Source organism: Stakelama sediminis (assembly GCF_014199335.1).
GTDB lineage: Bacteria > Pseudomonadota > Alphaproteobacteria > Sphingomonadales > Sphingomonadaceae > Sphingomonas > Sphingomonas sediminis.
The window spans coordinates 482,368-497,045 of record NZ_JACIJI010000002.1 but is presented as its reverse complement, the minus strand read 5'-3'; the positions used below and the strand labels follow the sequence as shown (position 1 = coordinate 497,045).

At 61.4% G+C, this 14,678-nt stretch carries 15 protein-coding genes; 8 read left to right on the top strand and 7 right to left on the bottom strand.

The window, feature by feature from the left end:
• The first annotated feature begins 3 nt into the window (after nucleotides 1-3).
• Complete coding sequence (locus tag FHR23_RS08880; protein WP_184003273.1) at nucleotides 4-444, top strand: DNA polymerase III subunit chi; 441 nt, start codon at nucleotides 4-6, stop codon at nucleotides 442-444.
• Between the two features lie 83 nt (nucleotides 445-527).
• Nucleotides 528-950: a nucleoside-diphosphate kinase gene (gene ndk, locus FHR23_RS08875; RefSeq protein ID WP_184002985.1), complete on the top strand. Its 423-nt coding sequence runs from the start codon at nucleotides 528-530 to the stop codon at nucleotides 948-950.
• Here ndk and FHR23_RS08870 read toward each other — a convergent pair whose 3' ends face one another.
• Genes FHR23_RS08870 through purM form a run of 4 tightly spaced genes read right to left on the bottom strand, consistent with a single transcriptional unit; the run spans nucleotide 951 to nucleotide 3,691 of the window.
• Nucleotides 951-1,649 (bottom strand): hypothetical protein, encoded by a 699-nt coding sequence (locus FHR23_RS08870; RefSeq protein ID WP_184002983.1) that lies wholly within the window; start codon nucleotides 1,647-1,649, stop codon nucleotides 951-953. It abuts the gene before it with no gap.
• Complete coding sequence (locus tag FHR23_RS08865) at nucleotides 1,646-2,023, bottom strand: MmcQ/YjbR family DNA-binding protein (RefSeq protein ID WP_184002981.1); 378 nt, start codon at nucleotides 2,021-2,023, stop codon at nucleotides 1,646-1,648. The genes FHR23_RS08870 and FHR23_RS08865 overlap by 4 nt, the downstream gene beginning before the upstream one ends.
• Nucleotides 2,020-2,592, bottom strand: coding sequence for a phosphoribosylglycinamide formyltransferase (gene purN, locus FHR23_RS08860; protein ID WP_184002979.1), 573 nt, complete (start codon nucleotides 2,590-2,592; stop codon nucleotides 2,020-2,022). Before purN ends, FHR23_RS08865 begins: the two co-directional genes overlap by 4 nt.
• Nucleotides 2,585-3,691 (bottom strand): phosphoribosylformylglycinamidine cyclo-ligase, encoded by a 1,107-nt coding sequence (gene purM / locus FHR23_RS08855; RefSeq protein WP_184002977.1) that lies wholly within the window; start codon nucleotides 3,689-3,691, stop codon nucleotides 2,585-2,587. Before purM ends, purN begins: the two co-directional genes overlap by 8 nt.
• A gap of 61 nt (nucleotides 3,692-3,752) precedes the next feature.
• Here purM and FHR23_RS08850 point away from each other — a divergent pair, with 61 nt between their 5' ends.
• Genes FHR23_RS08850 through FHR23_RS08835 form a run of 4 tightly spaced genes read left to right on the top strand, consistent with a single transcriptional unit; the run spans nucleotide 3,753 to nucleotide 9,336 of the window.
• Complete coding sequence (locus FHR23_RS08850; RefSeq protein WP_184002975.1) at nucleotides 3,753-4,976, top strand: heavy-metal-associated domain-containing protein; 1,224 nt, start codon at nucleotides 3,753-3,755, stop codon at nucleotides 4,974-4,976.
• Between the two features lie 10 nt (nucleotides 4,977-4,986).
• Complete coding sequence (locus tag FHR23_RS08845) at nucleotides 4,987-5,622, top strand: P-loop NTPase family protein (RefSeq protein WP_184002973.1); 636 nt, start codon at nucleotides 4,987-4,989, stop codon at nucleotides 5,620-5,622.
• Nucleotides 5,619-7,808 carry an RNA degradosome polyphosphate kinase gene (locus FHR23_RS08840; RefSeq protein ID WP_184002971.1) on the top strand — a complete coding sequence of 730 codons (2,190 nt, stop codon included), beginning with the start codon at nucleotides 5,619-5,621 and terminating at the stop codon, nucleotides 7,806-7,808. Before FHR23_RS08845 ends, FHR23_RS08840 begins: the two co-directional genes overlap by 4 nt.
• Nucleotides 7,789-9,336 (top strand): Ppx/GppA family phosphatase, encoded by a 1,548-nt coding sequence (locus FHR23_RS08835; RefSeq protein ID WP_184002969.1) that lies wholly within the window; start codon nucleotides 7,789-7,791, stop codon nucleotides 9,334-9,336. The genes FHR23_RS08840 and FHR23_RS08835 overlap by 20 nt, the downstream gene beginning before the upstream one ends.
• An 18-nt stretch (nucleotides 9,337-9,354) precedes the next feature.
• Here FHR23_RS08835 and FHR23_RS08830 read toward each other — a convergent pair whose 3' ends face one another.
• Both FHR23_RS08830 and rnd read right to left on the bottom strand, forming a co-directional pair.
• Nucleotides 9,355-9,663 (bottom strand): I78 family peptidase inhibitor, encoded by a 309-nt coding sequence (locus tag FHR23_RS08830; protein ID WP_184002967.1) that lies wholly within the window; start codon nucleotides 9,661-9,663, stop codon nucleotides 9,355-9,357.
• Nucleotides 9,656-10,846: a ribonuclease D gene (rnd, locus tag FHR23_RS08825; protein WP_184002965.1), complete on the bottom strand. Its 1,191-nt coding sequence runs from the start codon at nucleotides 10,844-10,846 to the stop codon at nucleotides 9,656-9,658. The genes FHR23_RS08830 and rnd overlap by 8 nt, the downstream gene beginning before the upstream one ends.
• Before the next feature lie 177 nt (nucleotides 10,847-11,023).
• On the opposite strand from rnd, the gene aspS reads away from it, so the two are divergent.
• Together aspS and FHR23_RS08815 are read left to right on the top strand one after the other, a co-directional pair.
• Complete coding sequence (gene aspS / locus FHR23_RS08820) at nucleotides 11,024-12,850, top strand: aspartate--tRNA ligase (RefSeq protein WP_184002963.1); 1,827 nt, start codon at nucleotides 11,024-11,026, stop codon at nucleotides 12,848-12,850.
• A 7-nt stretch (nucleotides 12,851-12,857) separates the two neighbouring features.
• Nucleotides 12,858-13,631, top strand: a complete 774-nt coding sequence (locus tag FHR23_RS08815; RefSeq protein WP_184002961.1) for a polyphosphate kinase 2 family protein — start codon at nucleotides 12,858-12,860, stop codon at nucleotides 13,629-13,631.
• A gap of 13 nt (nucleotides 13,632-13,644) precedes the next feature.
• Here the strand turns inward: FHR23_RS08815 and FHR23_RS08810 are convergent, their stop codons facing one another.
• Nucleotides 13,645-14,481: a hypothetical protein gene (locus FHR23_RS08810; protein ID WP_221227433.1), complete on the bottom strand. Its 837-nt coding sequence runs from the start codon at nucleotides 14,479-14,481 to the stop codon at nucleotides 13,645-13,647.
• Nucleotides 14,482-14,678 lie beyond the last annotated feature (197 nt).

Below are 14,678 nucleotides of genomic sequence, written 5' to 3'. Positions count from 1 at the left end.
ACGATGCGTGTCGATTTCTATCATCTGACGGTCACGCCGCTGGAACGCGTGTTGCCGAAAATTGCCGATAAGGTGGTATCCGGTGGCGAACGCCTGCTGGTGGTTTCAGCACAGGAGGCGCAACGCGACCTGCTGGATCAGGCGCTATGGGCGTTCAGTCCGGAGAGCTTTCTGCCCCATGCCCAGGCCGGACGCGGAGAAGATTCGCTTCAGCCGATACTGATCGGCGAGGGGGCGGAGGCAGCCAACGGGGCGAGCAATATCGCGCTTGCGGATGGTGTTTGGCGCGAAGAGGCGCTGGGGTTCGCCCGCACGTTCCACTTTTTCAGCGAAGACGAAATCGCGGCTGCCCGTACTGCATGGCGTCAACTGGGCGATGTTGACGGGGTGGAGCGTCGTTACTGGAAACAGAATGAACGCGGCGGCTGGGATCAGGCAGCCTGAACGCTTGCGGCTTGCATCCTGCGCCTCGTGAGACTAGGGCAGCGCCACTTTTTCCGACCATTTATAACAGGAGCTTCCCGGCCATGGCCGCGACCCGTACCTTTTCGATCATCAAGCCCGACGCGACCCGCCGCAACCTGACCGGCGCGGTTACCAAGATGCTGGAGGAAGCGGGCCTGCGCGTCGTCGCGTCCAAGCGCATCCGCATGAGCCGTCAGCAAGCCGAGGGCTTTTACGCCGTCCACAAGGAACGCCCGTTTTTCGAGGATCTGGTTGCCTTCATGATCTCCGGCCCTGTCGTCGTACAGGTTCTGGAAGGTGAAGATGCCGTTGCGCGCAATCGCAAGGTGATGGGTGCCACCAACCCGGCGAACGCCGATGAAGGTACGATCCGCAAGGCCTATGCTGAATCGATCGAAGCCAATTCGGTCCATGGTTCGGATTCGGAAGAAAATGCGGCGACCGAAATCGCGTTCTTCTTCAAGCCTGACGAAATCGTCGGCTGATTATTTCTTCTTCGATTGCAGGCGTTTGCGTTCGGCAGTCCATAGATTGTCGAGGCGGGCGCCTGCATCGCCGCTAACGCGCTGATTCAGCACAACGCCCTTCAGCTTTAGTTTGCGTCCGCCGATCAGCCGCCCTTCGGTATTGAAGACCACGTCATAGATCGCGCTATCGGTGACGCGGTTGTCGTGATCCCAATATTCGGATGTGATTTCCACCGGTAGCTGTCCTTCGACCCTGTCCGGCCCGCCATCGGTCAGGTCCAGAATTTTCGATGCGAACCACGAGGCCTTGATCTCCGGATCGAGAACGAGCCGTTGTGCCGCAATATCAAGGGACGCGGGAAAGCGGACCTGCATCGTCTGAATCCGATGCCCGGCCATATCCTGTAGCGCCAGCACTTTCCCATCATGCCTGGCCGTGCCGTCCAGCGTGACCAGCGAGGCGTCGCGTCGAGCGATCTGCTTTGCATGGGCTTCGCGCACCTGCGCTTCGCTGCGCGCCGCTTCCTGACTCTCGCGCATCCGGACATTGTTCCAGAGCGTCGCGCCTGAAATCAGAAGCGCGGCGATGCCGAGTATCTCCGCCAGCGTGAACCAGCGTTTGCGGTTGCGTTCGGCCGACGCGTCCGGTTTGGGCAGTTTTGGATCTGGAGCGGCAGGCTTTTCCGGGGCGGTATCGGAAGGAGGGTCTTGGTTCATCGGCCACCGGCCTCCAGCAGGCGGCGGGGTGCCACCAGTTCCCAACTGATCGCCACGCGGTCTGCCACCCGATCCCAGTCCGTATCCGGTCGATTCAGTCGCAACCCGATCCAGCCCGATGGCCCGAGATAGGGTGGTCTGAAATACTGGTCCGGGTCCATGTCGAGCAGCATTTCCTGCTCATCAGGGCCGCTGGTTTTGACGATCACTGCCAGTTCACCGTCACCGTGATGGTTGTGCCAGAAATAGGCGAACATCTTGCCCTGTTCGATGTGAAAGGCAGGCATCCCGTGCGACAGTTTTTCGCAAGCTTCTGGCATCGCCATGCATAGCGGGCGCAGTCGGGTGAGGGCGGTTTCGGCTTCCGGGGTCATTGCGTCACGAATTCTGCCAGAACCTTTGGATAGAGGATATGTTCCTTTTCCAGAACCCGTTCGGCAAGGCGTTCCGGCGTGTCGCCGGGTTCGATTGGTACTTCCGCCTGCCCCAGCACCGCGCCGCCATCGAGTTCTTCGGTGACGATATGGACGGAGCACCCGGCGGATTCGTCTCCGGCGGCGATGGCGCGGCCATGGGTGTCCAGCCCCTTATATTTGGGCAGCAGCGACGGGTGAATATTGATGATCCGGCCCCGCCAGCGCGCGACGAAAGCGTCGCTTAACAGACGCATATAGCCCGCGAGTGCAATCGTCTTCGCCCCGGCATCGCGTAGCGCCGCGTCGATGATCGCTTCATATTCGACCTTTGGCATTCCCTTTGGCGACTGTGCGAAGGTTACTATGCCGTGCTCGGCGGCCCAGGCGAGGCCCGGCGCGTCCGGCTTGTCGCTGGCAACGATGGCGATGGTGTACGGGCAATCGAGGGAACGCGACGCTTCCACCAGCGCGGCCATATTGGAGCCGCGCCCGGAAATCAGGACGCCGACCGGATGCTTGTCAGTCATGGTGGCTAGCGCTCCATGCGGCATTTGCTTGCCAGATGCCCGTGTCGCCGGAAACGGTGCATCCGCGCTGTCCGGTTTCGATGGTCCCCATGGAATAGACCGTCTCCCCCGCCGCTTGCAGCGCCTGGGCGATCGCAGCGGCATCGTCGGCAGGGACACACAGCGCCATGCCGATGCCGCAGTTGAAGGTGCGCGCCATCTCTTCCGGTTCGATCTGACCCTGCTGTTGCAGAAAGGCCATCAGGGCAGGCTGTGGCCAGTGACCGGCATCGATGCGGGCATGGCAGTTATCGGGAAGAATGCGCGGAATATTTTCCAGCAAGCCGCCGCCGGTAATATGCGCCAGCCCGTGAATGCGCCCTTCGCGCAACAGCGGCAACAGGCTTTCGACATAAATGCGAGTCGGTGCCATCAGCACGTCGATCAGCGCCGTGTCGGCAGCAAAGGGGGCGGGCGCGTCGAGATTCCAGTGCTTGTCGGCTGCAAGTCTACGCACCAGCGAAAAGCCGTTCGAATGCACCCCCGACGAGGTGAGGCCGAGAATGACGTCCCCGGCGCGAACCTGTGTCCGGTCGAGCAGGCGGTTGCGCTCCACCGCGCCGACGCAAAAGCCCGCAAGGTCGTAATCGCCGTCTGCGTACATGCCCGGCATTTCCGCTGTTTCTCCGCCGATCAGCGCGCATCCGGCCTGACGGCACCCTTCTGCGATGGAGGCTACGACACGTTCGGCAACTGCATTGTCCAGCTTTCCGCTGGCATAATAATCGAGAAAGAACAGCGGTTCGGCACCCTGTACGATCAGGTCGTTGGCGCACATCGCGACAAGGTCGACGCCGACGCCGTCATGGCGATTCCAGTCGATGGCAAGTTTCAGCTTTGTCCCCACGCCGTCATTGGCGGCGACCAGCAGCGGATCGGTAAAACCCGCGGCCTTCAGGTCGAACAGGCCGCCAAACCCGCCCAGATCGGCATCGGCCCCGGCGCGGCGCGTACTGCGCGCAAGGGGGCCGATAGCACGCACCAGCGCGTTTCCGGCATCAATCGAAACGCCCGCACGGGCGTAAGTATAGGGGCCATCGCCCTTGCTGTCGTCGCTCATGTGTATCCGCCTAGCCAGAACGCGCTTGGATTTCCACGTTCGCTTCGCCAAAAGGCGAAAGATGGCAATAAGTCGCATTCTTCGTCCGCTTCGGCTGGTCATGTTCGTCGCGCTTCTGGGCGTGGGCGGCATGGTACTCGCCCAAAGCGATTCGCCCTCCGGCAACGCCGGGAGTTTCGAAGTGGATGGCATCCCCATCGATGTCACCGCCAAAACCGACGTGGATGCGCGTCAGGACGGCTGGAAGCTTGCCCAGCGCAAGGGGTGGGAAATTCTTTCCAGGCGAATCACCGGGCATTCCTCACGCCTGCCCGATTCGACGCTAGACGATATCGTCAGCGGCATTGTGATCGAACATGAAGAGGTGGGCGACAAACGCTATGTCGCCACCCTTGGCGTGCAATTCGATCGCGCGCGTGCCGGGTCGATTTTAGGGGTTGCAACGCAGATTGCCCGATCGTCGCCGATGCTGCTGCTGCCGCTGCAATGGTCCGGCGGGGTGGGAACTTCGCTGGAACGGGACACGCCGTGGAACGCGGCGTGGCGGCGTTTTCGTACCGGCGACAGTCGGATCGATTATATCCGCGTAGCAGGAAACGGTCCGGATGCACTGCTGCTGAATGCAGGGCAGGTCGGGCGCAGGGACCGCAACTGGTGGCGCTCGATCCTCAACCAGTATGGCGCGGACGATGTGCTGATCCCGCAGGTGCGGCTCGAACGCCAATGGCCCGGCGGACCGATCATCGCCACCTTCATTGCCGGACATGGGCCGGACAATGACGAAATTGCGCGTTTTCGCCTGAGGGTGGATAGTGCAAGCGGGCTGGGAGCATTGCTTGACGAAGGCGTGAAGCGCCTCGATGCCGCCTATGAGAAAGCGTTGTCCGACGGGACCTTGCATGTCGACCATTTGCTGACGATCAACCCGCAGCCTGTACCAACGCCCACTCCGACGTCGACTCCGACCCCGCTTCCGGGCGAGCAGCCCGCAGCAGGGCAACCCGGATCGACCAGCACGTCGGATGTTGCGGCAGCGCCTACCATCGCTGTCAGTATCCAGTTCCCGACGCCGTCTGCCGGTGCGGTAACCGAAACCGAGCAGGCGATTCGGGGCGTGGCAGGGGTACGTTCTGCCATCACCAACAGTCTGGCCTTGGGTGGCGTATCGGTGATGCAGGTGCACTATGCCGGAACGATCAGCGAACTGGCATCGTCACTGAAGGCGCGGGGCTGGCAGGTGACGATGGGGAACAACTCGCTTCGCATCAGCCGGAATGGAGGCTGACGACGGAACAATGACCCAGCTCGAACTTCCGCTCGGCAGGCCCGGCGGCGCGAGCGACGAATTCCTGATCGGTGCCGCCAACGAAAATGCGGCCCGGATGCTGGAACATCCCGGTGCCTGGCCGGTTATGGCCGCACTGATCGTCGGGCCGCGCAAATCCGGACGCAGCCTGCTCGCCCGGATGACCGCGCTGCGTACCGGCGGACGCATGATCGACAATGCCGAACAGGTCAGCGAAACCGACTTGTTCCATGCGTGGAATCAGGCGCAGGCCGAGCATAAGCCGCTGCTGATGGTTGCGGACGCGCCGCCGCCGGAATGGCGTGTGCGGTTGCCCGACCTGCGCTCGCGTCTGGCAGCCACGCCGGTTGCCCGGATCGATCCGCCAGATGATGCGCTGATCGCGGCGCTATTGCGATACTGGTTCGATCGACGGGAAATGGCGGTCGATGATGCAGTGATCGAATGGCTCTCCACCCGGACCGAGCGCAGCTATGTCGCGCTGCTGCGCGCGGTCGATGTGCTGGACGATTCGCGGCAGGAAAACCGGCGGCGGCGCTTGTCGATCCGTGCCGCACGGTCCACATTGGAAGAAACCGGACTGCTGTTCGATCGCCTGCCCCTTATGGCTGGAAGGATGCAATGACCCAAAAGCCATCGCCGACTACTGCGAACGAGAATGTTCCGATCCTCGACCCGGCCGAGGCAGAAAAGCGGTTTTTCAATCGTGAACTGTCCTGGCTGGCGTTCAACCGGCGCGTGCTGGAAGAGGCGTCCAATCCGGCGCACCCCTTGCTGGAACGTCTTCGCTTTCTGTCGATTTCGGCATCGAACCTCGACGAGTTCTTCATGGTGCGCGTCGCCGGGCTGAAGGGACATCAGCTTCAGGGCGTCGAGCAGCGTTCGGCGGACGGGCTGACGCCATCGCAACAGCTTGCGGCGATTGCCGAACATGCCGGTTTACTGGTCGACGATCAGCAGGCGGTGTGGCGCGAACTGCATGGCGAACTGGCCAAGGCGGGCATTCATGTGCTCGACCCGATGGTGGTCGAAGGGGAGGCTGCCGACTGGCTGGAGCGGTATTTTCTCGATCAGATTTTCCCTATTCTGACGCCGCAGGCGCTCGATCCCGCGCATCCCTTCCCGTTCATTCCCAATGGCGGGTTGAGCGTCGTGCTCGATCTGGTGCGCGAAGCCGATGGCGAGCAGGTCCGTGAACTGGTGCTGTTGCCCGCCGCTGCACCGCGATTTGTGCGGATCGAAGGGGAAGAAGCCCGCTATGTCGCCGTCGAGGGACTGGTCAAGCGTTTCTCCAAGCTGCTCTTCCCCGGTTATCGCGTCGAATCGACGGCTGCGTTCCGTATCCTGCGCGACAGCGATATCGAGGTGGAGGAAGAGGCCGAGGATCTGGTCCTCTATTTCCGCAGTGCGATTAAACGCCGCCGACGCGGGCGTGTGATCCGGCTGGAAATGGAAACCGGCATGAGCGCCGAACTGGAAGCGGTGCTGAAGGACGAACTGGGCGGTATCGATGCGTTACTGACCGAAACGGGCGGTTTTCTGGCCATCGGCGACCTGTCGATGGTGGTTGAGGAGGACCGGCCCGATCTGAAATTCCCGCCGTTCAGCCCCCGGTTTCCGGAACGCATCCGAGAATATGGCGGCGATTGCTTCGCGGCGATCCGGGCCAAGGATATCGTCGTCCACCACCCTTATGAAACCTTTGACGTGGTGCTGTCCTTTCTAAAGCAGGCCGCCCAGGATCCCGATGTCGTGGCGATCAAGCAAACATTGTATCGTGCGGGCAAGCAATCGGCGGTCATTCAGGCGCTGATTGCCGCGGCGGAAGCGGGCAAGTCGGTGACGGCGGTTGTCGAATTGAAGGCTCGGTTCGACGAAGAGCAGAATCTGCTTTGGGCAACCGCGCTGGAGCGGGCGGGCGTGCAGGTCGTTTATGGCTTTATCGACTGGAAAACGCACGCAAAGGTCTCGCTGGTCGTCCGTCGGGAAGGGGCGGGGCAGCTTCGCACCTATTGTCACTTCGGGACCGGTAATTACCACCCGATCACCGCGCGGATTTACACCGATCTGAGCTTTTTTACCGCCGATCCGAAGATCGGGCACGATGCAGCGCAGATTTTCAATTATATCACCGGCTATGTCGAACCCGGCGATCTGGAACGCATCGCGATTTCACCGCGCGATATCCGGCCGCGCCTGATCGAACTGATCGACCGGGAAATAGCGCATGCGCGGGCCGGGAAGCCTGCCGCGATATGGGCAAAGATGAACTCGCTGGTCGATCCGGCGATGATCGAGAAGCTGTATGAGGCCAGCAATGCCGGGGTCGAGATTGAACTCATTATCCGCGGCATCTGTTGCCTGCGACCCGGCGTGCCGGGGATGTCGGAGCATATTTATGTGAAATCGGTGGTCGGCCGTTTTTTGGAGCACAGCCGTATCTGGGCATTTGCGAACGGAAAATCGTTGCCGAATGATCATGCCGACCTGTTCATTTCCTCGGCTGACTGGATGCCGCGCAATTTCGACCGGCGGGTCGAATATATGCTGCCGATCACCAATCCGACCGTACACGACCAGATTCTCGATCAGGTGATGGTCGCCAATCTGATCGATACCGAACAAAGCTGGGAACTGCATCCTGACGGCACCTATGAACGCTTTGAAAAGGGTTCGCGGCCATTCAATCTGCACCGCTATTTCATGACCAATCCGTCGCTGTCGGGCCGCGGCGCCGCCCTGGAAAGTGGAGAATCCATGCCTAAAAAGCTGTCGCTGCGGCGCAGGCGTCATGCCGAGCGGGAGAGTTAGCATCGCTTCGCCGGTAACCGCTTTGCTGCGCCGTAAGCCCCGATCGACTGCGGAGACCGAACCGGCCCGCGCCCGCAGCGCGATTATCGATATCGGCTCCAACTCGATCCGGCTTGTCGTCTATGAAGGGCCGCGACGTCTCCCCAATATCCTGTTTAATGAGAAGGTGCTGGCCGGTCTCGGTCGCGACTTGCCGAAAACGGGAATGATTCATCCCGATTCGCTGGAACAGGCGGAAGTTGCTTTGAAGCGGTTTGCCGCGCTGGTGGGGGAGATGGAGGTCGACAGCGTCCGTACCGTGGCCACCGCCGCTGTACGCGACGCGCAGAACGGCGGCGAGCTGCTGAAAATTGCCAGGCGGCTTGATTTGAAGGTCGAACTGCTTGGGGGGGATCAGGAGGCAATGGCGGCAGGCCATGGCGTGCTGTCCGCAATTCCCGATGCCGATGGGATTGTCGGCGACCTGGGCGGCGGTTCGCTCGAACTGATCCGGGTGCGAGAAGGTGCGTTGCATGAGCGGGCTTCGTTTCCGCTTGGTGTGCTGCGCATTCCGGATCTGCGCAGCAAGGGTAAGAAAGGGCTGGAAAAGCGCGTAGGCGCACTGCTTGCCGAGGCGGGATGGCGCGGGCGTGGCGAAGGGCTGCCTCTTTATCTGGTCGGCGGATCGTGGCGTGCGCTGGCCCGGCTCGATATGTATCTAGCCCATTACCCTCTGCCGGTAATTCATGGCTATCACATGACTTGTGAGGCGATCGAGCGGCTGCGCAGGACGGTATCCCATATTTCGAAGGGCAGGTTACGCGCGATTCCCAATCTGTCGAGCGGGCGCGTTCCGACGTTGGGCGATGCCGGTGCGTTGCTGTCGGTGTTGCTGGCAGAACTCGGGAGCAGGGAAACGATTGTTTCGGCTTTCGGCCTGCGCGAAGGGTTGTTGTACGAAGGGCTTTCGCCGGAAGAGCGTGCGCACGATCCGCTGATCGCCGCCGCGCGCGAGGAGGGGCGCAGGCTGGGCCGGTTCGCCGAGCATGGCGACCTGCTCGACGACTGGCTGACTCCGTTATTCGCCAGCGAAAATCCCCAACGCGAGCGTATGCTGCACGCTGCCTGCCTGCTGGCCGATGTCGGCTGGCGTGCCAATCCCGAATTCCGTGCCGAACGCGGACTGGAAATCGCACTGCATGGCAACTGGGTAGCAATCGATGCCTGGGGCAGGGCGATGATCGGGCAGGCGCTGTTCACCTGTCTGGGCGGCGGACTGGATACCCCCGAACCGCTCACCCGGCTCGCGCCGATCGACGACCTGGAACATGCCAAGCATTGGGGACTGGCGATGCGGCTGGGGCAGCGCTGGAGCGGCGGGGTTGCCGGGCCGTTGCAGCGGTCAAGCCTGTATCGGGACGATGCGGAACAACTCGTCCTGAAAACGCGGAAGGACGGCGCCGCACTCTATAGCGAGACCGTCCAGAAGCGGCACAAGGCACTGGCGAGCGCGATGAATATGGAGCCGGTTTTTGAAGCGGTTGATTAAGACGCGGGAAGGGCTGCTTTATCCGCAACTGAAGCGGACAACGTTGTTCTTTTCGTCGAGAAAGATATTCAGCCGACCCGAGCGATAATCCATCGTCGCCGCCGTACCGGGCTGACGCCAGCGCAGTTCGCGCGCGCCGCTGCGTTTCATCGCATCGGCGGCGAGATCGCTGGTCGCATGCTGCCCGATCAGGTTTTGCAGGGAATCGGTGTAGCATTTGCCCGCGCCCATCACCGGCGGCAGGTCGCGTCCCTGCGGCTTTTCCGCGGCGGTCCCGACGCAGCCGCCAGCGGCAAGCAACCCGATCAGCGCGCTCCATTTAAGCATGTTGGGGTTCATCCTCATGCTCGGTGCGTGTCATTTTCAGCTTGCCGTGACGCACCGTGAAGCCCAGCTGCCCCTCGACAAGGGCCAGCGCATCGCGGCCGAATTCCTCGAACCGCCAACCTTCAAGAATGGCAAGGTCGTGGCGTTTGCCCGCGGCCAGTGCTTCGAGATCGTCCGACCGGGCCAGCAGGCGCGCCGCAACGCTGATTTCGCGGGCACGGATTTTGAGCAGCAGTTTCAGCAGGTCGGCAACCAGTGCGCCCTCTTTGCCGAGCGCCGGTTTGCGTTCGTCGCGGCTGGGCATTTCTTCGGCGGGAAGGGGAGTGGCATCGGCCAGTGCATCCAGCATCCGGCCGCCGATATCGTTGGACGCCCATGCGCCCGACAATCCGCGCACCCGCGAAAGGTCGCCCTGTTTCTTCGGCGGGTGAAGGGCAAGATCGGCCAGCGTTTCGTCCTTGACGATGCGCCCGCGCGGCAGGTTCTTGTTCTGCGCCTCCAGTTCCCGCCAGCGGGCAAGTGCCTTCAGCCGGCCGAGCACATCGGCCTTGCGGCTGGCAATCCGCACCCGGCGCCAGACGAGATCGGGATCGTTGAAATAGTTGGACGGGTTGGCGATCCGCTCCATCTCCTCGTTCAGCCACATACCGCGCCCGGTCTTGCGCAGCTTGTTCAGCATCTTGGGAAAGATGCGGGCGAGATGGGTGACGTCGGCGATGGCGTAGCTGATCTGCCGCTCGTCAAGCGGCCTGCGCCCCCAGTCGGTAAAGCGCGCACCCTTGTCGACCTGAATGCCGAGCCAGGCATCGACCAGATTGGAATAGCCGATCTGCTCCCCCTGACCCAGCGCCATCGCGGCAATCTGCGTATCGAACATCGGATGCGGTGTTTTGCCCGTCAGATTATAGACGATTTCCAGATCCTGCCCGCCGGCATGGAAGACTTTCAGCACTTCCTCGTTCTCGGTCAGAAGGTCGAGCAAGGGCGTCATATCGATGCCCGGCGCTTTCGGATCGATGGCCGCCGCTTCCTGTTCATTGGCGATCTGAATCAGGCACAGATCGGGCCAGTAGCTGTTTTCGCGCATGAACTCCGTATCGACGGTAACGAAGTCCGAATTGCTGAGCCGCGAGCAGAGATTGGCGAGGGCGGCGCTATCCTCAATCAGTCCGTGAATATGCATCCATCCCCCATATACCGGTGCACGCGCCTTGACAAAGTGCTGCGTGGCGAGGATTCGCCCGGCGATACGAATTTGAAACCGCCGTGTCGGATTTCCCACAGCTTATGGTCGTCGCTGGACGACCTGGATGGGTTTCGGGCCGGGGTCACTTAATAGATAGCGAGTCGAAACAGAATCATGCACGCATATCGCACGCACACTTGCGGTCAGCTTTCCGCCGGAAATGTCGGGGAAACCGTTCGCCTTTCGGGTTGGGTCCATCGTAAACGCGACCATGGCGGCGTGTTGTTCGTCGACCTGCGCGATCATTACGGCATGACCCAGATCGTTGCGGATGCCGATTCGCCAGCGCTTCCCGTTCTTGATGGCCTGCGGGTCGAGTCGGTGGTGACGATCGACGGCAATGTGATGAAGCGGTCGGACGCGACCATCAATCCCAACCTGCCGACCGGTGCCATCGAAGTGTTCGCGCGCGGGGTCACGGTGCAGTCCTCGGCGCAGGAATTGCCGATGCCGGTAGCGGGCGAAGCGGAATATCCGGAAGATATCCGCTTGCGCTATCGCTTTCTCGATCTGCGGCGCGAAACGCTCCACGCCAATATCGTCACGCGCACCAAGGTGATTTCCGACATGCGCAAGCGGATGGAGGGTGCCGGTTTCACCGAATATTCGACACCGATCCTGACCGCGTCCAGCCCCGAAGGCGCGCGCGACTTTCTGGTGCCCAGCCGTATCCATCCGGGCAAGTTCTACGCCCTGCCGCAGGCGCCGCAGCAATATAAGCAGCTGCTGATGGTCGCGGGGTTCGATCGCTATTTCCAGATCGCGCCGTGCTTCCGCGACGAAGACCCGCGCGCAGACCGTCTGCCGGGCGAATTCTACCAGCTCGATCTGGAAATGAGCTTCGTGACGCAGGAAGAGGTGTGGGACACGATGGAGCCGGTTGTCGCCGGCGTGTTCGAGGCCTTTGCCGATGGCCGTCCGGTAACCCCTGCGGGCAGCTTCCCGCGCATTCCCTATGCCGAGGCGATGCTGAAATATGGCTCCGACAAGCCCGACCTGCGCAACCCGATCGAGATCAGCGACGTCACCGACCATTTCCATGGTTCGGGTTTCGGTATCTTCGCCGGAATCGTCGAGAGCGGCGGCGTCATTCGCGCCATCCCTGCGCCGGGTGCCGGGGCGGGCAGCCGCAAATTCTTCGACGACATGAACAACTGGGCGCGGTCCGAAGGGTTTTCGGGGCTTGGCTATATCAATATCAAGGACGGCGCGCCGGGCGGTCCGATCGCCAAGAACCATGGCGAGGAAGCGACCGCGAAGCTGATCGCTGCACTTGGTCTCGGTGACAATGACGGCGTGTTTTTCGCCGCCGGTAAGGAAGCGCAGGCGGCGAAGCTTGCGGGCCTTGCGCGCATCCGTGTCGGCGAGCAGCTCGACCTGATCGACAAGGACCGGTTCGAACTGTGCTGGATCGTCGATTTCCCGTTCTACGAATGGGACGAGGACGAAAAGCGCGTCGATTTTGCGCACAATCCCTTTTCCATGCCGCAGGGTGGGCTGGATGCGCTCAACGGCGAAGACCCGCTGTCGATCAAGGCCTATCAGTACGACATGGTCTGTAACGGTTATGAGATTGCGTCGGGATCGATCCGGAACCAGTCGCCCGAAACCATGGTCAAGGCGTTCGAACTGGTCGGTCTGTCCAAGGCAGACGTCGAAGAACGGTTCGGTGGCCTTTACCGTGCTTTCCAGTATGGCGCGCCGCCGCATGGCGGGATGGCCGCGGGCGTCGACCGCATCGTTATGCTGATCTGCGGTGCGCAGAACCTGCGTGAGATCACGCTGTTCCCGATGAACCAGCGTGCCGAGGACCTGTTGATGAGCGCGCCGGCACCGGCCTCTTCCAAACAGCTTCGCGAGCTGAGTATCCGGGTTGTCGAGCAGCCGGGGCAGGGCACGAAAAAGGACGTGCCCGAAGTCGTGGCGCCCGACGCGGGATGACCGCAGCATGACGATCAATCTGGCCGACTATGAAAAGGGCAAGAAGTTCGACGGCGACTATCATGATGCGTTGGACGATCTTCAAAAGCGTCTCTTTCGGGTTCAGGTAGCGCATATCATCCACAAACGGCCCGCGATCATTATGTTCGAAGGCTGGGATGCGGCGGGCAAGGGCGGCGCGATCAAGCGCCTGACCGCCGAATGGGATCCGCGCTATTTCGAGGTGTGGCCCATCGCCGCGCCGACGCCGGAGGAACTGGCGCATCATTTCCTCTGGCGCTTCTGGCGCAGGCTGCCGGCCAAAGGGCATATCAATGTGTTTGACCGGAGCTGGTATGGCCGCGTGCTGGTCGAACGCGTCGAGAACTATGCCAGTGAGGCCGAATGGCGATACGGCTATGATGAAATCAACGCATTTGAAAAACAGCAGGTGGATCGCGGTTCGACGCTCATTAAAATCTTTCTGCACACCACGCAGAAGGAACAGGACAAGCGCCTGAAAGACCGGATCGACAATCCCTGGAAACGCTGGAAGACCGGACTCGACGACTATCGCAACCGGTCAAAGCGCGATGCCTATCTGGCGGCGATGCACGAAATGTTCGCGCGCACCGATACGGACATTGCGCCCTGGACCGTGATCGACGGCAATAACAAGAAAGCCGCCCGCATCACGGCGCTCACCGCGATTGCCGAGCAACTGGAAGCGCAGGTGCCGATGGTGCCGCCGGAACTTGATCCGGAAGTCGAACGCGTCGCGAAAGAAGCATTGGGCGATTAGGCCCCGGTTGCGGTCAGTTGCACGGCCCCAGCGCATCGAGCACGAACTGATAATCCTCCCGCGCGGCATCTGCGTTGGCAGGATTCTGACCGCTCAGGCTGCTGCCAGGCAGATGGCGCGGCAAGCCGCAGGCCAGCCGATACCATAATAGCGAATCGCGCGGCGGTGGCTTGGCGGCATCGTCAACAATATCGCCCAGCGCCACTGCCCAGTGCTTGCCGGTGTTCGGACGAGTCAAAACCGACAGAGAAATCGGCGCGCCGCTGCTGGTGTTCACGAAAATCTGCGTTTCCCCCTCGCCGGGGATGGTGCCGGGGACGTGAAAGGCGTTGCCGACGCCGGTGATCTGCGGCGGTGCCTCCGGCGCGACAGCCTCCTTTGCGATTTTTCGGATCATGGCATCGAGAGCAGGCGACCAGGGCTGCTGCGCATGGGGACCGATCAGTTGCAACTGGGCCGGGCGCCCCGACACCGGGCGGGCAAAGGCCAGTACGCGCAATTTCTTCAGGCGCGGGGTGCGGCCATTCTGGTCCAGCGGTACATCGACCACATAACCGACTTGCGGAGGCAAGCCAGCCTGCCCCTTGATCAGGGCAAGCACATCGACGGTGACGTAAAAACGTTCAAATCCCGGCTCCAGTCCTGCCGCTTCCGCGCCCCGAATGCGAACTGCGCTATTGATCGCGCCGTCGATAATGATGGGAGCCGCGAGCGTTCGCTGCGCAGTGGCGACAAACGCATTTGCGGATGTCGCGGTGCTCTGATCGGCAACCATTTGTGCAGGCTGCGCATTTGTAGGAGCAAAGGCGGAGACCAGAGCAGTCGAAAGGAGAATGGCGTATGGGGTCATGATCCGGGGTATTTAATTTTTTCGAATGGCTTCGCCTAGAAATATTTATGCCATTGAGTGAATCTAGGATGAATTTTGCTGACAAAAGCGTTTGCGTCACAGGAAACGCCGCGATAGATACCGGTCCTCATGCTCTGCGAGATGCCGGGATCAGTGCAGGTGTTTGTGCCTGACGCATTCCTGTGTCACGTATATGG